This is a genomic window from Pseudoalteromonas rubra, assembly GCF_001482385.1.
GTDB classification, from domain to species: Bacteria; Pseudomonadota; Gammaproteobacteria; order Enterobacterales; family Alteromonadaceae; genus Pseudoalteromonas; species Pseudoalteromonas ardens.
The window spans coordinates 3,777,680-3,798,040 of sequence record NZ_CP013611.1; the positions used below are offsets into that span (position 1 = coordinate 3,777,680).

A 20,361-nucleotide genomic window follows, 5' to 3' on the forward strand; every position below is an offset into this window, starting at 1 on the left:
GGTGGTGTGACTTTGAACTCTTGTGTTTGCACTTAAGCTATTGTTTATATGCGTCTGAGCAGCATCAAACTGGCTGGCTTCAAATCATTTGTTGAGCCGACTAAAATTCCCTTTCCAGAGCCGATGACTTGTGTTGTTGGCCCTAATGGGTGTGGCAAGTCTAATGTCATTGACGCCGTACGCTGGGTGCTGGGTGAAAGCTCCGCAAAAAACCTCCGCGGCGATGCCATGACCGACGTTATCTTTAATGGCTCAACCCATCGCAAGCCTGTGTCTCAGGCTTCGGTAGAGCTGCTTTTCGATAATACTCAAGGGCGACTTCCGGGCTCTATGGCTGATCGGACTCAGGTGGCCATCAAGCGTCTGGTTACCCGAGATGGCCAGTCACTGTATTTCCTCAATGGCAGTAAATGCCGTAAACGTGACATTACGGATATCTTTCTTGGCACCGGTCTTGGCCCGCGCAGTTATGCGATCATTGAGCAAGGAATGATTTCGCGACTTATCGAGAGTAAGCCGCAAGAGCTGCGTATCTTTTTGGAGGAGGCCGCAGGTGTCTCCAAATACAAAGAGCGCCGGCGGGAAACGCAGACTCGGATCAAAAGTACCCGAGAGAACCTGGAACGTTTGCTGGATATGCGTCAGGAACTGCAAAATCAGCTTGACCGGCTGTCGAAACAGGCAGATGCGGCCCGCCAGTATCGAGACCTTAAGGCACAGGAGCGGACTCTGAAAGGCCAGCTGGCGGTGTTAAAGTGGCAGGAGTTACATGCCAGGCAGCAGGAAAAAACCACTCAGATAACTAAACTGAATGAGCAATTGACCTTTTTGGAGCAAGCCCATGGCGGCCATGATGATGTACTGGTCACGTGTGAGCAACAAGTCACCCACTTCAGTGAGGCGCAAACCCAATTACAACAGCAGCTTCATACTACCCAAACTCAGTTAACCCGGTTGGAGCAGCAGAAAATCCATCTGAGCGAAAAGCGCCGTGACTTAGTGGATAAACAAACACAGCTGAACGAAGAGATTGCTCAGGCTCAGACGTTATATGAACAGCAACAACAACATTGTGCAGAATTAGCCGAGCAAGCTGAGATACATCAGGAGGCTGCGCAGATAAGTGCAGAGAAGCTGGCTGAAGCAGAAATATTAAACGAAGAAAAAACCCAGCAACTGCAAGCATCAGAAGCGGCGAATCAGCAGAATCAGCAGGTACTTGAGCAGGCACGACAGCATGTTCAGCAGTGTCAGTTAGCGTTGCAACGTTTAACTCAGCAACAACAGCACCTGACGCAGCAACAAGCACAACTGGCACAGCAACTGGCGCAGCATGGCACACAAAACCCGGCTGAGGCATTAGCACAGCAACAAAAGGCACATCAGGAGTTGGTGCATGCGATGGCCATCTCACAGCAAGAAAACCAGCGCCTGAGTGCCGAGCTACACCGTTTGAATGAGGCAAAAGCGGCGTTACAGCAGCAGGTTCAGGCGCAGCAGGTCAAACTTGGGCAGGTTCAGGCTCAGGTGCAGGCGCTGGAAAAACTCACCCATGCTCAGCAAGGTGACAGCGAAGACGCTCCAGGTGCGTCATTGCTCAGTGCTTTAAGGGTCGAACCGGGCCGCGAACAGGTTGTGGAACGTGCGATGCTGGGGTTGGGCTCGCTGCGGATCACCGAACAAGACTATGTCAACCGGATCTGGGCCAGTACAAAAAGAGAGAAAAGCCCGAACAGCGTGGCGATGTTAGTCCACTCCGACGTTTACCCGGAGTTTCTCAATCAGATTGAGTGGCTCGGTGAGGCGCGTCACTTCAGCGCACACACAGCGTTTTTTGCCGCAATTGATGATGCAGGCAACTTGTATGGGCATAACTGGCGGGCGCAAGAGACAGATACGCAGTCGGAGAACTTACTTGCCCATTATAGCGAGCTGCGTGCCCACCAGGCGGCACTGCCGGAAATTGAGGCGCGGCTTAGCGAACTGGAAACAGCGCTTGGGCCACTGGAAACGTCGGTGTTGCAATGTGCCGAGCAGCTTGAAACCAATAAACAGGGTGTCCATGAGGCGGCCAAACAGGTCGCCAGCAGCCAGACTCGGGTGGACATGTTAGTGGCTCAGCAAGCCAGCTGGCAACAACAAAGCCATCAGCTAGAAAGCAATCAACATGAACTGGCTGAACAGAGTGAACTGCTGGTGGCACAGCTCGAAGAAAGCGAGCAAACTTTGTGGCAGGCAGAAGAAGCGCAGGAATTGCAGCAGCAACAGGTGGATCAGGCAAGCGAGTCACTGGAAACGCTCAAACGGGCACAGCTTTATCAGCAGCAGCAACAACGTGACATTCAACAGCAGTATCATCAGGCGAAACTGAAACTTCAGCAAGTTGAAAGTGATGTTCAGCTTGGCCAGACTAAACTCAGCCACCTTGCCCAGGCCCTGTCGCAGGGCACAGAATCACTTGCGCAAGTGCAGCAACAATTACACAGCTGTGAAGAACCTGGTGTTGAGTTGGAGCAACAGCAAACAGAATTGTTGATCCGCCATACCGAGCTGGAGCAAGCATTACAGGATGGCGCGGTACAACTAAATGAAGCAAAGCAGCAACTGAGTGATAAACAGCTGGCGCTTAAAGATGCTCAGGCACAGAGCACGAAACTTAAAGAGCAGCGCCAGCAGTTAGCGTTGCAGGAACAAAGTTTAATGGTGAAGGCGCAGGCCGTACTTGAACCTTTGACAGAGCTGCGTCAGACCCTCAAAGACGTTCTGGCTCAGCTACCTGAAGACGCACAGGCCAGCAGCCATCAGGGTAAGTTGACTCGCATTGCCCAGCAGCTGAGTCTGTTGGGCGCGGTTAACCTTGCCGCGATTGAAGAATTTGATGAGGCCCAGCAACGCAAGCGGTATCTTGACGAGCAGCTGGACGATCTTAGTGCCGCGCTGGAAACGTTGGAAGGGGCTATTCGTAAAATTGACCGTGAGACGCGTAGCCGTTTTAAAACGACTTTTGATCAGGTGAATCAGGACCTGGCGGAACTGTTTCCCAAAGTGTTTGGCGGTGGCAGCGCTTATCTTGAACTCACTAGTGATGACTTGTTGGAAAGTGGTGTCTCCATAATGGCAAGGCCGCCGGGTAAGAAAAACTCGACAATTCATCTGTTAAGTGGTGGAGAAAAAGCCCTGACCGCATTATCATTGGTATTTTCAATATTTAGACTGAATCCGGCCCCATTTTGTATGCTGGATGAAGTAGATGCACCGCTGGACGATGCGAACGTAGGACGCTTCTGCCGACTGGTCGAAGAAATGTCGCAAACGGTGCAGTTTATTTACATCAGCCACAATAAGGTCGCAATGGAAATGGCTGGCCGGTTGACGGGGGTAACCATGGCGGAACCCGGAGTTTCACGTATGGTTGCCGTAGACATAGAACAAGCAGTGCAAATGGCGCATGCATAATAAGTAAAGGTGAGCAATGGCCACAGAATTAAGATGGGCATTAATCGTGATCAGTGCACTGATCATTGGTGGATTATTGATACATGGCTTATGGTCGGTGAGAAAAAAAGAGAACCAGGACACCACCGATAGCCCCGCACCCGCAAAAAAGCCGGAGACGGCCCCCACGCCACAGCACGAAGAAGAGCCTCAGCTGGGCGAAATGAGCTTTTCTGCTGTTGATGAGGATAAGCAACCGGCCTCTGCTGAAGCCGATACCGAAGCGACCGAGCAAGCGGAGACTGAGCAGCAGGAAGCACCGCAGGAAACTGCGCCACAGGACTTTATTATTCTGCATATTGATATGCCCGAAGGGTTAACCATGGCGGGCTCTAAGCTGCTACCTTGTGTATTAAGCTTGGGCTTTAAGTACTCTGATGAAGGCTTTTTTAATCGTCATGTTGAATCATCCGGCAATGGTCCGGTGTTGTTCCGTTTGGTCAATATGTACAATCCGGGCACCTTCGATATCGACAATATGGAACAATTCAGCACCGGTGGCGTGAGTCTGTTTATGACCTTGCCGTGTGAAGGTGACAGCATGGCAGCGTTCAATATGCTGCACAGTGCCGCGAAGAAACTCGCCGATGAATTTGGTGCCAGTGTGCTCGATAGCAATCGAGAGCCACTCACTGTGAATACCACCCGTGCCTATGTTGAAAAGGTACGAGAATATACCGTATAAGCGTTAAAGCTGCCTTCGGGCTCAAACGCGACAGAGCCACGGACCCGGGTCCGTGGCTTTTTGTGTTATTAAGAGGTTGTAATGTCAGAAACTATCAGCAAACAAATCAAAGAATTAAGACAGCAATTGGAAGCCTATAACTACCAATATTATGTCTTGGATCAGCCAACGGTACCCGATGCAGAATATGACCGTGTAATGCGTGCCCTGATCGAGCTGGAAACTCAGCACCCTGACTATGTAACCCCAGACTCACCGTCTCAGAAAGTAGGGGGTGCAGCGTTGAGTAAATTTCAACAGGTCACCCACCAGGTCCCTATGTTGTCGCTCGATAATGCATTTGATGAAGCTGAATTCACTGCTTTTAATCGCCGCATTAAGGAACGTCTGCTGCACAATGAAGAGTTGGATTTCTGTTGTGAACCTAAACTGGATGGTCTGGCTGTCTCTATCCTTTATCGGGATGGTGTGCTGGTCCAGGCTGCAACACGCGGCGATGGCCAGGTGGGTGAAAATATTACCGAAAACGTCAAGACCATCCGCAATATTCCACTGCGCCTGCGTGGCGATGATATTCCCGCAGAGCTGGAAGTACGTGGTGAAGTCTTTATGGACAAAGCGGGGTTTGCTCGCCTGAATGAAACCGCAGCGCAACGCGACGAAAAAACCTTTGCTAACCCGCGTAATGCTGCTGCAGGAAGCCTGCGTCAGCTGGACCCTAAAATTACCGCTAAGCGGCCACTGATGTTTTACGCCTATTCAATGGGTGTCGTACAGGGCGCTGAGCTGGCCGATACTCATTATGCTCAGCTACAACAGTTGAAAGAGTGGGGCTTGCCAATGTGCCCGCAGACAAAGCGGGTAACAGGCGCCAGTGCGGCTTATCAGTATTATGAGGCCATCATGGCTGAGCGTGATGCGCTGCCTTACGAAATAGATGGTGTAGTGATTAAGGTTGACCATAAGCCATTTCAGGAACAGCTCGGTTTTGTCGCACGTGCGCCGCGCTGGGCCATTGCGTTTAAATTCCCCGCACAGGAGGAGTTGACGCAGTTACTGGATGTCGAGTTTCAGGTGGGGCGAACCGGCGCTATTACACCGGTAGCGCGCCTCGAGCCCGTATTCGTTGGGGGAGTCACGGTTTCTAATGCGACCTTACACAACCGGGATGAAATTGAACGTTTGGGCGTAAGAGTTGGTGATACTGTCATCATTCGACGTGCCGGGGATGTGATCCCGCAGATCACCCAGGTAGTACTGGACAAAAGGCCTGCGGATGCCCGTGAGATTACTTTCCCGGCTACCTGCCCGGTGTGTGATTCCCATATTGAGCGGGTAGAGGGGGAAGCGGTTGCGCGTTGTACTGGTGGCTTAGTGTGCCGTGCGCAACGTAAAGAAGCGATTAAACACTTTTCTTCGCGTAAGGCGTTGGATATCGATGGACTGGGTGACAAGATTGTCGAGCAACTGGTTGAGCGTGAGTTGATCACGACGCCAGCCGAATTATTCACATTGCGTCAGGGACACTTTGAGTCGCTGGAGCGTATGGGCCCGAAATCAGCGAAAAATTTGGTTGCGGCATTGCAGGCAGCGAAACAAACGACTCTGGCCAAGTTTATGTATGCACTTGGGATCCGAGAAGTGGGTGAGGCCACGGCACAAAACCTGGCGAATCATTATTTGACGCTTGAAAACGTGATGAATGCCTCCATTGAAAGTCTACAGGAAGTCAGCGATGTTGGCGTAGTGGTCGCCCAGCATATCCATGCGTTCTTCTCTGAGCCTCACAACCAGAAAGTGGTGAGTGACCTGCTAGAGCAGGGATTGCATTGGCCTGATATTGCGGCGAAGGAAGAAAGTGAGCAACCGCTTGCTGGTTTAACATACGTTCTGACAGGTACTTTGAGTCAGCTAAATCGCAATGACGCCAAGGCACGATTGCAGGCGTTGGGTGCCAAAGTATCCGGCAGCGTGTCAAAGAATACCCATGCACTCGTTGCAGGCGAAAAAGCGGGTTCTAAGCTGACTAAGGCGCAGGACCTCGGGATTGATATCCTCGATGAGGCGGCGCTGATTGCACTGCTTGATTCACATCAGGGGTAGTTAACTGGCAGGCTACTGGCCTGCCACAGAATGAGAGAAGTGGTATGAGCAAGTTACAGGCAGGGTATGGACCCGAGTATTGGGATAAATATGGGGTATATCGCACGCCTGTAGGGTTTAACCTGACTTTGTTAGTGTTGCTCAGACCCTTCTTTCTGTGGCTGGTTTCAGCCCTTACATGGCGTCCTGATCTTGACCTCATGTCATTGTTTTTCCATTCAAAGCAGCACTTCTTTGTGGCAGTCATGATAGCGAGCCTGGCACTCATCCCGACTGTGCTGTTTTCATTACGCAGGCCAACGAGTTCTCTCAAACTAGCCAGTTTCTGGCGTTATATGCGCTGGCCACTACTACTGGCAGCCTGCCTTGACCTGACCTGGTTAGGGATGCAAATTGTTCAGGCGCAGTATCAATTTTCTTTCTATCTGGCCATTCAGGCTGTGTTGGTGTCCTGGGTAATTTTGTATTTGCTCAAAAGCCGATACTTAACGTGTTTTTTTGGGGATTGGCCTGAACCTGAAAATAATTGACTTGACGCTGACGGGCTAACAACTAAACATTAGGGCGATCGTGGCTTTCATATTGGCGTAAAAATAACACGCTAGTCTGATCCGGACTGGCTGTGTGACTCTATAACAATAAGACAAATCTCATGTGTTTGCCAATATGGAGTAACTCTACATCAAGCGGAGAAAGAGACATGTTAACTTGGCGAGATATACTGCAGTTCGCAGATAACGGCAATCCACAACCCCCCAGGCGCGTAGAAAAAAACCTGATGCAATGGCAGGCATTGCTGGAACCTTCTGTTTTTCACATTACCCGCAACCGCGGTACAGAGCGTCCATTTAGCTCGCAAAGCTGCACCGTATTTTCACCGGGTAAATATCACTGTGCCTGTTGTGAACAGCTGCTATTTGATGCGGAAGAAAAGTTTGATAGCGGCTCAGGCTGGCCTTCATTTACGCAGCCATATTGTGCAGATTCAGTCGCTTATCGGCTGGATCGCTCTCATGGTATGGACAGAGTGGAGATTGTTTGCAATGTCTGCGATGCGCACCTTGGACATGTTTTTCCGGATGGGCCAAAGCCCAGTGGTTTACGCTATTGTGTCAATGCACTGGCGTTGAAAAAACACGAAGAAGGCACCCACTAACTTAACTGGGGCGCTTTTGGTTAGGGTTTAAAGTCCAGGTTCATCTCTGCCAGCTGGGCTTGTAGCTTGTCGAAACGCTCTTGCTGCTCTGGTTCAAGTTGCGCTGTGCTAAGTGTTTTATAGCATTTTTCTGCCAGATTAGAGTTAAATGTGGTGGCTTTCTTTCCAGTTGCATCGGCCAGGCATTGCAGTAAATTGAGTGCGATACTGGCATTTTTAGGCATCACTCTGAATGCCTGTGTAAACGCTTCTAATGCCACGTCTAGCTGCCCCTTCTGGAACTGTTTTACAGCATGGTTATTGAGCTCTTTTGGCCCCATTGTAATGTTTTTGCGTTCATCTTGTTGTTGCTGAAGCAGATGCATTAAAGTTGGATCTTTCTGCTGCTGGTGGCGTTCGCAGTGCGTAATTATTTGGCCAAACAACGCTTCTGCTTTGTGCTGAAACCCCAATTCGTGAAAGGCTTTGGCTTTATCTAAAGCTGCATCAACCGAACGTATTTGAGGTTCATCTTCCAACTGCTCCATGAGTTGTCGCGCTTTGGTATGTTCATCTTTCAGATAGTGAAGTCGTGCATTTAATACGTCAATTTGAGTCTGGTTGTTGGCATTGGGAAACTGCTTTTTGAGATCACTCAGATATTGCTGTGTTTGCCGGGTGAGACGGGTGATCTGGTCATGCTGATCTGTGCTGAGTGCAAAGTCAATGCCGGCTCGAGCTGCATTCAAATAGACTTCAGGGCTGTCATGAATTGAAAAGCGGGCAAAATTGGCGATTTCTTTTTGTGCATTGTAACTGCATTCATAATCATGGTTAATACGTGCAACGGTACTGAGGGACTTCTGACGCTCAATATTACGCGGTGCAATCTGAGAGGCTTTTACCAATGACTCCTGTGCTTCTTCGAATTGGTTGAGTTTGAGCTCCAGGCGAGACAATAGATCTAATGCGGCAAGTCGGGTTTCGCTTTTTTCTATCAGTGACTTGAGCATCTTTTGCGCCATGATGTCTTCATTATTTGCAATCAGGGTTTCGACTAAACCCAGTTTGGCCCAGGTAAACTTTTGCAGCTCAAGTGCGGAGCGATAGAATTGTTTGGTTTCGTCAAACCGCTTAAGTTTTAACAGCGTCTCGCCTTTAAGCTTTAGCAATATCGGGCTGTAAGCGTGCTCACCGCTCTCAAGTTCAGAGTTAATTAGTTTGAGTGCCTTAGAGTAGTTTTCGTCGTCAAGCAGGTTATAGAGCGCCTTAAGGCTGCGTTTACGCTTTAACACCCGCTCAATACGCGCTTTAAGTTCCTTTATGCTAAAAGGCTTCACCAGGAAGTCATCTGGTTGCAACTCAACGATGCTGTGAACTAATTCTGGACTGGTTTCGGCGGAGGTGAAAATAAACCCGGTGCTTTGGCGGATCAGGCGTTTTTTAATCAACTCCTCATAAAGCTGATAACCATTTTGACGTTTGCTCAGATCAAAAGAGCAAATAATTAAATCGAATTTATGATGGATACAGCTTTCCTTTGCAAGCTGGGCGTTTTCGGCAAACTGGACGTTTTTGTAAGCCAGTTGGTCCAGCGACTGTTTAATGTAGCTCAGCGCCAGCTGCTGTTCTTCCACGATCAAAATTTTTGCATTTACAAAGGGTTGAACAGACATAGAGTAAAAGATAAAGGAATAAATTCTGCATACTTTTAGTCTAGACGTTTATTTTTTCTTTTGAAACATAAGGATTAAAAAGCTTGATAAGAAAACAGAGAAAATAGCGGGAACATAGCATTTAGATGATGGTGGGCTGTACTGGATTTGAATCGGTAATGCTCGCCTTGGTTAGGAATAAACGCGATGTGGCATCGATCAATGTACACGAGGTAAATAAAAGGAATTTAGATGATGGTGGGCTGTACTGGATTTGAATCGGTAATGCTCGCCTTGGTTAGGAATGAGCGAGATGTGGCATTGACCAAAGAATACGATATAAAAAAGGAATTTATATGATGGTGGGTTGTACTGGATTTGAATCGGTAATGCTCGCCTTGGTTAGGAATGAGCGAGATGTGGCATTGACCAAAGAATACGATATAAAAAAGGAATTTATATGATGGTGGGTTGTACTGGATTTGAATCGGTAATGCTCGCCTTGGTCAGGATTGAGTGCGATGTGGCATTGACCAATGAGTACGATATAAAAAAGGAATTTAGATGATAGTGTTTAGATGATGGTGGGTTGTACTGGACTTGAACCAGTGACCCTCGCCTTGTAAGGGCGATGCTCTCCCAACTGAGCTAACAACCCATGCATTGATGCAGGTAAATACTCTGTATTTCCGAGGAAATGGTGGGTTGTACTGGACTTGAACCAGTGACCCTCGCCTTGTAAGGGCGATGCTCTCCCAACTGAGCTAACAACCCATGCATTGATGCAGGTAAATACTCTGTATTTCCGAGGAAATGGTGGGTTGTACTGGACTTGAACCAGTGACCCTCGCCTTGTAAGGGCGATGCTCTCCCAACTGAGCTAACAACCCAGAGTATTATTTTGGCAAGAATTGAATATGGTGGGTTGTACTGACCTTAAATCAGCCCCTTGCCTTGGTAAGAATGAGCGCGATGCTGCATCGACCAAAGTTCACCAATTAATGGTGGGTTGTACTGGACTTGAACCAGTGACCCTCGCCTTGTAAGGGCGATGCTCTCCCAACTGAGCTAACAACCCATCTTAAATTTACAGCAGCATTCAAAGTTATGGTGGGTTGTACTGACCTTATATCAGCCCCTTGCCTTGGTAAGAATGAGCGCGATGCCGCATCGACCAAAGTTCACCAATTAATGGTGGGTTGTACTGGACTTGAACCAGTGACCCTCGCCTTGTAAGGGCGATGCTCTCCCAACTGAGCTAACAACCCATAACTTGTATATTCTGCTTTGTGCGTATTGAGCCATAATTTTTAATCTAGCTAGACCACTTAAATTATGGTGGGTTGTACTGGACTTGAACCAGTGACCCTCGCCTTGTAAGGGCGATGCTCTCCCAACTGAGCTAACAACCCAATACGCTGTTTCAAATGTGAATGACTATAGTGACTTTTCACCAAATTAGTGGTGGAGTTTACTGACCTTAAATCAGAACCCTTACCTTGGTAAGAATGAGCGCGGTGCTGCATCGACCAAAGTTCACCAATTAATGGTGGGTTGTACTGGACTTGAACCAGTGACCCTCGCCTTGTAAGGGCGATGCTCTCCCAACTGAGCTAACAACCCACATTCGAAACCAACAACACCTTGCCGTGTCGTTGTGGGGCGCTATTATATGTTTCCTTTCAAAGGAGTCAACACAAAATCCTGTTTTTTTATCTGTATGCTTCTTTTATGTTCACCCGTTCATTTTTTGGGTATTTCCCTTCATTATATGTCCAGACAATATATGAAGCCTAGATATCTTATGAAAGTGATAGAAATAGAATCGGGAGCAGTGGGGGAGATCAGGCTGTGGGTTGATTTAAAGAGGGGGTGAGTTGTCGGGCAAATTTGAAAAACTTATTTATGTGCTGAGTTTCTTTGAGCCTCAGCTCAAATCACTTGTTGCATTGCAGAGGCATTCATATGCGCTTTTTAATTGCATTACAACTTGGTGAGAGTTTTAGAGGATATGAGTAAAAGTGACCTCCAAATACTGGTGGGGAAGTGTCATGACTTGTGTTTGATAGGGTTAACTGGTTTTAAATTGAGCAAAAACATAGACTTCTATTGATTGCACCCAGACTTTCGCTTATATTCTGTTCTTTCGGGGTGTTTTTGCAGCAGTTGAGAAAAACTTGCTGAAAAGGTGTTGACTTTGTTTTCTGTGATGCATAGAATGCGCCCCGCACTCAGCGATGCAGCGGTGACGTTTCATTGTGAATAGGTGAGGGGCTATAGCTCAGCTGGGAGAGCGCTTGCATGGCATGCAAGAGGTCGGCGGTTCGATCCCGCCTAGCTCCACCAAACCTAGTGTAAACATGTCCTAGTGATATAATGTTCGGATGTGGCTTCGAATGCCATACTTCGAAATGTTGTGTCCCCTTCGTCTAGAGGCCTAGGACACCGCCCTTTCACGGCGGTAACAGGGGTTCGAATCCCCTAGGGGACGCCACTTACTCAGGTAAGTACCAAACTCATATGGTGAGAGTCTAAATAGCCAGTCCTAGTGACACATTCTGTGTCCCCTTCGTCTAGAGGCCTAGGACACCGCCCTTTCACGGCGGTAACAGGGGTTCGAATCCCCTAGGGGACGCCACTTACTTAGGTAAGTATCAAGCTCATATGGTGAGAGTCTAAATAGCCAGTCCTAGTGACACATTCAGTGTCCCCTTCGTCTAGAGGCCTAGGACACCGCCCTTTCACGGCGGTAACAGGGGTTCGAATCCCCTAGGGGACGCCACTTACTCAGGTAAGTATCAACTCATATGGTGAGAGTCTAAATAGCCAGTCCTAGTGACAAAAGATTTTGTTAAAGGAAGTTCGGTCTCGCTGGCTCGACTTTCACGCTAACAAAAAATTATTGAAGCGGTGCTTCAATAAGCAAATTTTTTGTCCCCTTCGTCTAGAGGCCTAGGACACCGCCCTTTCACGGCGGTAACAGGGGTTCGAATCCCCTAGGGGACGCCACTTACTTAGGTAAGTATCAAACTCATATGGTGAGAGTCTAAATAGCCAGTCCTAGTGACAAAAGATTTTGTTAAAGGAAGTTCGGTCTCTCTGGCTCGACTTTCACGCTAACAAAAAATTATTGAAGCGGTGCTTCAATAAGCAAACTTTTTGTCCCCTTCGTCTAGAGGCCTAGGACACCGCCCTTTCACGGCGGTAACAGGGGTTCGAATCCCCTAGGGGACGCCACTTACTCAGGTAAGTATCAAACTCATATGGTGAGAGTCTAAATAGCCAGTCCTAGTGACACATTCAGTGTCCCCTTCGTCTAGAGGCCTAGGACACCGCCCTTTCACGGCGGTAACAGGGGTTCGAATCCCCTAGGGGACGCCACTTACTCAGGTAAGTATCAAACTCATATGGTGAGAGTCTAAATAGCCAGTCCTAGTGACACAGGAACAACACCTGCGTCCCCTTCGTCTAGAGGCCTAGGACACCGCCCTTTCACGGCGGTAACAGGGGTTCGAATCCCCTAGGGGACGCCATTCTTATCTTTAGTAATTCCATTGTTTTTAATAATTCATCTTAAAAATATCCCATTAGATTTATTCTCCCATGTTTCTTTATTTTCAATGTTAAAATGAATTTTTTCATATATTTCATTTGCTTGAATTGTTTGATTTAAAACAAAGTTAAGGCTTTATTAACAAGCTCACCTCGGAAAAATGGGTTAGTATCGCGTCTTTTAGGTGAGTATCATGGCCAAAAGGTGTACCGATTATACGGATAAAGAAAATGATTATCCGGTCTCTTATAACCTCTTATCTACCACAGATACAAAAGGGCGGATCACATACGCGAATCAAAGCTTTTGTGACGTTGCTGGCTTCGAATTAGATGAGCTGGAAGGGCAGCAACATAATCTGGTACGTCACCCAACTATGCCCAAAGCCGCATTTAAAGATCTCTGGCAATTCATCGGGTCAGGCAAGCCCTGGATGGGCATAGTAAAAAATCGCTGTAAAAATGGAGACCATTACTGGGTCAATGCTTATGTGACGCCAATCAATGATGAGCTTGGTCAAACTGCCGAGTATCAATCCGTGCGAACCAAGCCCGAGCGGGAGGTGGTGAAACGTGCTGAAAACATTTACCAGCAACTTGATAAGGGGATTGGTGCGGCAAAATTGACGCGTTCATCTATGTCTTTGTCAGCTCAAATGATGTTGATCCTGTTGGTGTCCTATGTATTAAGCATGATTTTTACCAGCTTACCTGCACCATGGAACTATATCCTGGAGACATTACTACTCGTTGGCGTGCTTACGCTAACTTATCAAAGGTTGTCACCGGTGCGTCGTTTGAGCAAAAAAGCCAAACTAGTTTACGATAATCCCCTGATGCAAAAAATTTACCTTAATAAAGTGAATGACGTCGCGGCCATTGAGCTGGCATTGCTGGCACGCGGCTCCGAACTGCGCGCTGTACTGGGCAGGGTTCAGGATGCCAGTCAACTTGTTGACCAGCATGCACAAGCAACTGTGTCAGAATGCCACAGCAATACCGAACTATTACAGGAGCAACAAAGTCAAACTCGCTCTTTGGCGACAGCGATGAACGAAATGACCGCTGCGATTTCTGATATTGCGGGCAATACCAGTGATGCAGCGAACCGCTCTGAAGGGGCTTTGCGCTCAGTATTGGATTCGAACTCTGTGGTGCAGGCCAGTATGCAAACAAACCATGCTTTATGCGAAGAGTTGAGCCGCACTCAGCGTGATATTGCTGAGCTAAATGAACAAACCGTGCATATTGGGGGAGTGGTGGACGTGATACGTGATATTTCGGAGCAGACTAACTTGCTAGCTCTGAATGCGGCAATAGAAGCGGCCAGGGCTGGTGAGCAGGGAAGAGGGTTTGCTGTAGTGGCTGATGAAGTAAGGGCATTGGCACAGCGTACTCAGGATTCGACCAGAGAGATTGATGACATCGTGGCCGGGCTCAAACAACGGGCTGAGCGCGCTGTAGCGGCGATTCAAAATGGAGTTGAGAAGTCGACTGAATGCGTAGCCCTGGCTGAGCAAACGAGAGAAAACCTGGCCTCGATAGAGAATATGGTAAAAGATATTTCTGCACTGAATTACGAAATAGCCACTGCGACTGACCAAATGTCGGGTGCCAGTAATGAGATCAACGATAAAGCCGTGAATATCTCCGGGCTTGCGAATGCCTCAATGCAAAGTGCAGAGACAACTACAGTAGCGATGAAAAACACAGAGCAAGCACTGGCCGACCAGGCGGCACTGGTTGATCAGTTTCTGTTGAGGCTAAGTCGTTAGGCTTTTTGGTGACAGGCGCCAGGAGCCTGTGTGTTTTTCCCTCTCTGTGAGTTTACTTTTTGCCTTTTCTGGATTGTTCTTTCAGGACTTCATTGATGAAGCTCTTGCGTCCATACTGCTGGGTAATAACACACTTATCGAGCGAAAAGCCGCGCGCGGGACAGTACTCCCGGCCATAGTAGATAATTTGCAAATGGAGGTCGTTCCACTTCTCTCTGGGGAATAACCTTTTAGCGTCGCGCTCGGTTTGTTCAACACTTTTCCCGCTGCTTAACCCCCAGCGATACATAAGTCTGTGAATATGTGTATCAACGGGGAAGGCTGGCACATTGAAAGCTTGTGACATAACAACAGAGGCGGTTTTATGGCCAACACCAGGCATAGCTTCAAGGGCCGCTAAATCCTGAGGAACTGCTCCATCATGCAATTTAATGATCATATCTGAGAGATGCCAGATCCCTTTGGACTTCATCGGTGATAATCCGCATGGCTTAATTATTTCTTTGATTTCATCAATTGTCAGTTTCACCATATCATACGGGTTGTCAGCACGGGCAAACAACTTAGGGGTGATTTGGTTTACGCGCTCATCAGTACACTGCGCAGACAGTAAAACAGCGATAAGCAAAGTATATGGATCTTTATGATCTAAAGGAATGGGGGGGGCAGGGTACAATTCGTCCAAAATATCTATGATGGCCTGTACTTTTTCTGTCTTTGAAATCGGTGTATTCATATTGATGTTTTGATGTTTTGATGTTTTGATGTTTTGATGTTTTTAGGTTGTAAGTTGTTGCTTGCGATACTGCCCAGGTGTGCAACCTGCAAACTCCTTAAATGCGCGTGTAAAGGGCGCGGCAGAAGCAAAGCCACTTTCAATCCCAACAACCAGTACAGGCCAGTCACTTTTATCTGGTGCACTTAATATCGTTTTGGCATGTTCAATACGCATCTGGTTAACGTAATGATTAAAGTTTTTGGCATTGAAATGGTTGAGCATAATCGTGCGAATTCGATATTCGGGAACATCTAACTCCCGGGCAATATCAGCAACTCGCAAACTTGGCTCTAAATAGCGTTTTTCTTTAACCAACAAAGCATGTATTTGATGAGCAAGCGCATTTTCTTCCTGAACAGACGAATCAGTACGTTTTACTTTTTGATCAAACTGTTGCTGACGGTATCGGATCAATCCTTGTGTGCTGATTAATATCAATATATAGGCAAACGCAACAAGCCAGTCTCGTCCCTCTCCAGCCAGTAAATCAGCTGGCAGTGCAGCTGCAAATAGCATGACACTGGCACAGCTAATCACAAATGAGGTGAGGAAAATTCCAGCCATTTTACGGTATATGGCTATGGTACTTTGCAAGACTCGGTAGCCTTCCCAAAAAGCGAGAATGAGCATACCAGAAGATAATAAGGCAATGGCTTCCGATAAAACGGTTGTTAGCGCAGGGAGCCAATCGTTATCCAGCAGCCACATTTTCTCAGAAAAGCGCAGCAGGTGCCGTAATATCAGGCATACCCCTAGTAAGCCGACGAAAAGGAGGTGATGACGATTGATTGGGTTCGTTTTACGGAAAAAAGCGCGGGAAAATAACCAGTAACCGCTGCAGGTAGCAAAACCGAAAACACCTATCAGGTGGTGATAAGGGGCCCAATAATTACCTGCCAGTTTATAGCCAAGGTGCATAGACGAGGAGGCGCAAAACAGGGCAAAAACTATATGCAATACATGGCTTCTTCGCAGATGATAATGAATCGCAGCTAATACCAGACTAAGTAAAATAACAAATAGTTGCGCGATGCTCAGCAGGTCCAATGTTTACTCCCCCTATTCCTGCTGTGATTCTACATTAATTCCAATGTTTTTCGAGAATCTTCTTATTTTTCGTCCTTTCGTGCATCGATTTTCAAATTCGATCTTCCTTGAACTCGCATGCATGGCAGCATAGAGGTGAATTCTAGAAAACGAGGTGTTGCCATGCAAAATAATTCATCCACAGAGAGTAAATCTAATAACATAAACAATAAAATTAACAGCATGTGTGATTTTATAGAAAAGGACGCTCCGTTTGTACCGTTGTGGAAAACTTGGGGGCTTAGGATCATTTTTGCTGCAATGGTCATTGTATTGGGGTCAAAGCAATTGAACTACATACTGGAGGGAGCTTCTGAGTGGAACAACTGGAGAGGACTAGGACATTCGATGTTGGTAACGTTGGCTGTATTGGCAATTGGAGGTGTTTTTCGCCCTTTAGCCTTTTTACCTATTATGATCTATGAAATTGCCTGGAAACTCGTTTGGCTGACTGTTGTCGCTTTGCCACCATTTCTCGCAGGTCAGGATGTTCCGGGTATCGTAAACGCAAAATCATCAATGATTGGTATATGTGTATTGATTGTTTTGATCCCATGGAAGTATATCTGGTGGAGATACGTTACTCTGCCTATTGAGCCATGGAGACGCAAGAAGCAAATTAATGATAAGAACTCATAGCAGAATAAGTCAGCAAAACCGGAGATATCGAGGTGGTACGTATAACTGTCCCCACGATGTTTCCGGGTGCTATAGGGCAACGGAGATAGAATGAATAGTCGCTGGGCTAATAGTGAGCAAAGATCGTGACAGGCTTTGGGCGAACAACAACCTTATTTGTTGAAACTGACAGAGGCCTTCAACAATACAATGACCATACGAAGGAGTTCGGGAAAGCGGTTTGGCATAGCAAGTTTTGATTAAAAAGCGATGACACTTTGGTACCTCTATTCCTGCTTCTCTTCCTCGGCTGCCACGCTCTTGTTCACACAGTGCGATCCTTTGAGATTTGGCGTACCCTCAAGCACAGGGGGGCCAGCCGAACTATTGTTAGAGTAGATCCTGTGAGGTGAAATTCTTGCTTTAAAAGCATAGTCATTTCGTACTTTAGAACTATACTCACGTTATGCAATCACCCGCCTCTTCTTAGATATCTATGGATGAAAAAAAGGCTTACCTGCTTAGCGGACAAACATCTTCGCTGAACTTAGAGTCAGCCAGATATGCACTTGATAAACACTCGCTGGTATCGGTAACCGATTTAGAGGGGGTTATTGTTTACGTTAACGATTTGTTTTGTCAGGTTAGTGGTTATTCGAAAGAAGAAATCCTGGGGAAAAAACACAATATCTTAAACTCGGGTGCGCAAACCAAGGCTTACTGGAAAGCCATGCATGACAGAGTGCTGTCAGGACACGTTTGGCATGATGAAGTAAGAAACCGCGCGAAAGACGGGCATTATTACTGGGTAGACACCACGATTGTGCCCAACTTTGATAGTAACAAACAAGTTATCGGTTTTACTTCGATAAGAACTGATATTTCGAAGCAAAAAGAAACGATAGAACAGCTCGAAATCGCAAAGCTACAGGCGGAAGCTGCTAAATTTGCGTTAGATCAGCACTCATTGGTTCCTATGGCTGACATCGATGGAAAAATTAGCTATGTCAATGAGCAGTTCGTCAGGGTAAGCGGCTATTCACGCGAAGAGTTAATAGGCAGAAAGCACAGTATTTTAAATTCAGGAAACCAACCCAAGTCCTACTGGCAAAAAATGCATGGAACCGTGTTATCCGGTCAGGTATGGCAAGACGAAGTCAAAAACCGAGCGAAAAACGGACAGTTTTATTGGGTAGATACAACCATAGTACCCAATTATAACTCGAAAAATGAGGTGGTTGGCTTTACCTCGATACGGACAGACATCACGCATCAAAAAGAACATTTAGAACAAATTGCTATTGCTAAACAGCAGGCTGAGGCCGCGAAGTTTGCGCTAGACCAGCATTCACTAGTATCTATTGCAGATATTCAGGGAAATATCACCTACGTCAACAAACAATTTGAAAAGATAAGCGGGTATACCAAAGAGGAGCTCTTAGGGCGAAAACATAATATTTTAAATTCAGGTAATCAACCCAAATCCTACTGGCAAAAAATGCACGGAACCGTTTTGGCGGGGAATGTATGGCATGATGAGGTAAAAAACCGTGCAAAAGATGGCACATTTTACTGGGTTGATACAACAATTGTTCCAAACTTAAATACTCGTAATGAAGTGGTAGGGTTCACTTCAATTAGAACAGATATAACACAGCAAAAGGAAAACATTGAACGTTTAGCCAAAGCTAAAAAAGAGGCCGATGCGGCTAACCAAGCCAAAAAAGATTTCCTGGCGAATATGAGTCACGAAATTCGCACGCCAATGAACGGAGTGTATGCCTCTTTACAGTTATTAAGTCGCAACGAAATGCCATTTGAGCAGAGGGAATTAGTTAATCAATCATTGTTTTCATGTGAGTGTTTGCTAACTATCATCAACGATATTCTGGACTTTTCTAAAATTGAATCAGGCGAGCTAAAAATTGAGCAAATCACTTTTAGTATGCGCAATACCATAGAGTCGGTTTTAAGCGATGTCATGCCAACTGTAAACAAAGATAAGGTGGAGCTCACCTTTTCTTATGCTGATAATTTATGGGATACCTGGTTAGGTGACCCAGTTAGAGTCAAACAAGTTATCCTGAATATTGTATCTAATGCTGTGAAGTTTACAGAAAGTGGTGAAATATCAATTTATGCAGCGCCCGAAGAGGTTAACAATGGCGGTTCAGGTATTTCGGTTGTGATAAAAGATACGGGCATAGGCATGTCGCAACAGATGATAGATAATTTGTTCCAGAGGTTTTCTCAGGCCGACAACTCTACTACCAGAAAGTACGGCGGTACGGGGCTCGGAATGTCTATTACCCAATCTCTGGTGGCTCAAATGGGCGGAAAGTTATTGGTAGCAAGTAAGGAAAGGGTTGGTACTGAATTTCGGGTGTTTTTACCGCTTAAAAAAAGTGAAGAGCGAACAGTGGTGCACAGTAACCCGACACTTGTGAAGTGCCCCAACCTGGAAAATAAAACGGTTCTGGTTGCCGATGATAATACTATTAATCGAGTTATCATTAAAAAGGCGCTCGCTCCTAGTAAAGCGAATGTCATTGAAGTAGAAAATGGCGAGTTAGCGATGGATATGGCCCTTAAGCACGGTCCTGATATTGTGTTGATGGATATTCAAATGCCGGTGATGGATGGCATTACAGCTTTTAGGATGTTAAGGCAAAAAAGCTTCAATGCCCCCATTGTTGCTTTCACAGCTAATGTATTAAAACATGACGTTGAAAGATACCTTGATGAAGGCTTTAGTGCATGTATTTCTAAGCCGCTTGATATAGATGCTTTTTATAAGGTCATTACAACGTTCTTTGAATAAAATTCAGTGTAAACAACTTTCACTTTGATGTAGACGCCCATGCTTATGAAGTCTGTGCACTAAAGAGCTTTAACTTTTAGTCGAATGCTAATTGATAATAAAAATGAGTGTAGAGTAAATGATTATACCTCGAGCCTGGCGTCCGCTTTCCTGATTACAGGAGGTGGCTCTACATCCTTTAATATGATGTTGAAATGATATAGGTATTTTGAATACTTCCGAGTCGTATTCTAGCTAAATTTTTGATAAATCAATGCCATAGTCTCCCGGTGGGGCTTGTTTGTTTCTGGTCGTATGTCACCTGTTTTATGGTCACATCTGTTTGACTAGCGTGCTCGTATCCATCGACGAGGTGATCCGGAGGGAGTGAGAAATACAATGGGCGTTTCAGCGCCCTGGAGCTTCTGGGCGCAATCAGTTCAGACAAAGCCCTGCTGCGACAAGTGCTGATCCAGTTCATAAGGGATGAAAGCACGGTGATTCAGGCAAAAATAACTTTGCTAAATTATCATATGTCCTGGCAAATGAGCTACGTATCGACTGACGTTGTCTTAGCCTGTAGTGCAAAACTCTATTAACTTACTTAGGCGACATGATATCGCGCTGAAATAAATTTTATCAAGAGACCCTTTTATGTATCGCTTTGTTATAATATAAC

11 protein-coding genes and 15 tRNA genes are annotated in these 20,361 nt (G+C 46.5%); 16 read left to right on the forward strand and 10 right to left on the reverse strand.

The window, feature by feature from the left end:
- The first annotated feature begins 48 nt into the window (after positions 1–48).
- The 5 genes from AT705_RS16435 (at position 49) to msrB (ending at position 7,439) form a co-directional block, all read left to right on the forward strand.
- Positions 49–3,456 (forward strand): AAA family ATPase, encoded by a 3,408-nt coding sequence (locus AT705_RS16435; RefSeq protein WP_058797399.1) that lies wholly within the window; start codon positions 49–51, stop codon positions 3,454–3,456.
- A 16-nt stretch (positions 3,457–3,472) separates the two neighbouring features.
- Positions 3,473–4,180 carry a cell division protein ZipA gene (zipA, locus tag AT705_RS16440; protein ID WP_058797400.1) on the forward strand — a complete coding sequence of 236 codons (708 nt, stop codon included), beginning with the start codon at positions 3,473–3,475 and terminating at the stop codon, positions 4,178–4,180.
- Positions 4,181–4,261: 81 nt separating this feature from the next.
- Positions 4,262–6,283 (forward strand): NAD-dependent DNA ligase LigA, encoded by a 2,022-nt coding sequence (gene ligA / locus AT705_RS16445; RefSeq protein WP_058797401.1) that lies wholly within the window; start codon positions 4,262–4,264, stop codon positions 6,281–6,283.
- 44 nt (positions 6,284–6,327) lie between these two features.
- Positions 6,328–6,813, forward strand: coding sequence for a DUF2919 domain-containing protein (locus tag AT705_RS16450; protein WP_058797402.1), 486 nt, complete (start codon positions 6,328–6,330; stop codon positions 6,811–6,813).
- Between the two features lie 170 nt (positions 6,814–6,983).
- The gene (msrB, locus tag AT705_RS16455) at positions 6,984–7,439 is read left to right on the forward strand and encodes a peptide-methionine (R)-S-oxide reductase MsrB (protein WP_058797403.1); all 456 of its coding nucleotides are present in this window, start codon (positions 6,984–6,986) and stop codon (positions 7,437–7,439) included.
- A gap of 20 nt (positions 7,440–7,459) precedes the next feature.
- Here msrB and AT705_RS16460 read toward each other — a convergent pair whose 3' ends face one another.
- The 8 genes from AT705_RS16460 to AT705_RS16495 form a co-directional block, all read right to left on the reverse strand.
- Positions 7,460–9,094 carry a response regulator gene (locus AT705_RS16460; RefSeq protein WP_058797404.1) on the reverse strand — a complete coding sequence of 545 codons (1,635 nt, stop codon included), beginning with the start codon at positions 9,092–9,094 and terminating at the stop codon, positions 7,460–7,462.
- A gap of 561 nt (positions 9,095–9,655) precedes the next feature.
- A tRNA-Val gene (locus tag AT705_RS16465) sits at positions 9,656–9,731 on the reverse strand.
- Positions 9,732–9,771: 40 nt separating this feature from the next.
- Positions 9,772–9,847: transfer RNA gene (locus tag AT705_RS16470), tRNA-Val, on the reverse strand.
- Between the two features lie 40 nt (positions 9,848–9,887).
- Positions 9,888–9,963: transfer RNA gene (locus AT705_RS16475), tRNA-Val, on the reverse strand.
- Between the two features lie 112 nt (positions 9,964–10,075).
- Positions 10,076–10,151 (reverse strand) — tRNA-Val (locus AT705_RS16480).
- A gap of 114 nt (positions 10,152–10,265) precedes the next feature.
- Positions 10,266–10,341: transfer RNA gene (locus AT705_RS16485), tRNA-Val, on the reverse strand.
- Between the two features lie 68 nt (positions 10,342–10,409).
- Positions 10,410–10,485 (reverse strand) — tRNA-Val (locus AT705_RS16490).
- 135 nt (positions 10,486–10,620) lie between these two features.
- Positions 10,621–10,696, reverse strand: a tRNA-Val gene (locus tag AT705_RS16495).
- 647 nt (positions 10,697–11,343) lie between these two features.
- Between AT705_RS16495 and AT705_RS16500 the strand changes: the two genes are divergently transcribed.
- The 9 genes from AT705_RS16500 to AT705_RS16540 all read left to right on the forward strand — a co-directional run bounded on the left by AT705_RS16500 (position 11,344) and on the right by AT705_RS16540 (position 14,400).
- Positions 11,344–11,419 (forward strand) — tRNA-Ala (locus tag AT705_RS16500).
- 72 nt (positions 11,420–11,491) lie between these two features.
- A tRNA-Glu gene (locus AT705_RS16505) sits at positions 11,492–11,567 on the forward strand.
- 68 nt (positions 11,568–11,635) lie between these two features.
- Positions 11,636–11,711: transfer RNA gene (locus AT705_RS16510), tRNA-Glu, on the forward strand.
- Between the two features lie 68 nt (positions 11,712–11,779).
- Positions 11,780–11,855 (forward strand) — tRNA-Glu (locus tag AT705_RS16515).
- Between the two features lie 151 nt (positions 11,856–12,006).
- Positions 12,007–12,082 (forward strand) — tRNA-Glu (locus AT705_RS16520).
- Between the two features lie 152 nt (positions 12,083–12,234).
- A tRNA-Glu gene (locus AT705_RS16525) sits at positions 12,235–12,310 on the forward strand.
- Positions 12,311–12,378: 68 nt separating this feature from the next.
- A tRNA-Glu gene (locus AT705_RS16530) sits at positions 12,379–12,454 on the forward strand.
- 76 nt (positions 12,455–12,530) lie between these two features.
- Positions 12,531–12,606, forward strand: a tRNA-Glu gene (locus AT705_RS16535).
- A 213-nt stretch (positions 12,607–12,819) separates the two neighbouring features.
- A complete protein-coding gene (locus AT705_RS16540; protein ID WP_058797405.1) occupies positions 12,820–14,400 on the forward strand; it encodes a methyl-accepting chemotaxis protein in 1,581 nt (526 codons plus the stop codon).
- Positions 14,401–14,452: 52 nt separating this feature from the next.
- Here AT705_RS16540 and nth read toward each other — a convergent pair whose 3' ends face one another.
- Positions 14,453–15,136: an endonuclease III gene (gene nth, locus AT705_RS16545; protein ID WP_157576816.1), complete on the reverse strand. Its 684-nt coding sequence runs from the start codon at positions 15,134–15,136 to the stop codon at positions 14,453–14,455.
- A 42-nt stretch (positions 15,137–15,178) separates the two neighbouring features.
- Positions 15,179–16,225 (reverse strand): helix-turn-helix domain-containing protein, encoded by a 1,047-nt coding sequence (locus AT705_RS16550; protein WP_058797406.1) that lies wholly within the window; start codon positions 16,223–16,225, stop codon positions 15,179–15,181.
- A gap of 162 nt (positions 16,226–16,387) precedes the next feature.
- Between AT705_RS16550 and AT705_RS16555 the strand changes: the two genes are divergently transcribed.
- Entirely contained in the window at positions 16,388–16,903 is a 516-nt protein-coding gene (locus AT705_RS16555) for a hypothetical protein (protein WP_058797407.1), read from the forward strand.
- 475 nt (positions 16,904–17,378) lie between these two features.
- Positions 17,379–19,703: a PAS domain-containing hybrid sensor histidine kinase/response regulator gene (locus AT705_RS16560; RefSeq protein WP_058797408.1), complete on the forward strand. Its 2,325-nt coding sequence runs from the start codon at positions 17,379–17,381 to the stop codon at positions 19,701–19,703.
- Positions 19,704–20,361: the final 658 nt, after the last annotated feature.

Excerpts from the sequence above, each read along its gene's own strand:
- AT705_RS16435 (WP_058797399.1), top strand. The coding sequence starts at position 49 with ATGCGTCTGAGCAGCATCAAACTGGCTGGCTTCAAATCATTTGTTGAG.
- zipA (WP_058797400.1), top strand. The coding sequence starts at position 3,473 with ATGGCCACAGAATTAAGATGGGCATTAATCGTGATCAGTGCACTGATC.
- ligA (WP_058797401.1), top strand. The coding sequence starts at position 4,262 with ATGTCAGAAACTATCAGCAAACAAATCAAAGAATTAAGACAGCAATTG.
- AT705_RS16450 (WP_058797402.1), top strand. The coding sequence starts at position 6,328 with ATGAGCAAGTTACAGGCAGGGTATGGACCCGAGTATTGGGATAAATAT.
- msrB (WP_058797403.1), top strand. The coding sequence starts at position 6,984 with ATGTTAACTTGGCGAGATATACTGCAGTTCGCAGATAACGGCAATCCA.
- AT705_RS16460 (WP_058797404.1), bottom strand. The coding sequence starts at position 9,094 with ATGTCTGTTCAACCCTTTGTAAATGCAAAAATTTTGATCGTGGAAGAA.
- AT705_RS16540 (WP_058797405.1), top strand. The coding sequence starts at position 12,820 with ATGGCCAAAAGGTGTACCGATTATACGGATAAAGAAAATGATTATCCG.
- nth (WP_157576816.1), bottom strand. The coding sequence starts at position 15,136 with ATGAATACACCGATTTCAAAGACAGAAAAAGTACAGGCCATCATAGAT.
- AT705_RS16555 (WP_058797407.1), top strand. The coding sequence starts at position 16,388 with ATGCAAAATAATTCATCCACAGAGAGTAAATCTAATAACATAAACAAT.
- AT705_RS16560 (WP_058797408.1), top strand. The coding sequence starts at position 17,379 with ATGGATGAAAAAAAGGCTTACCTGCTTAGCGGACAAACATCTTCGCTG.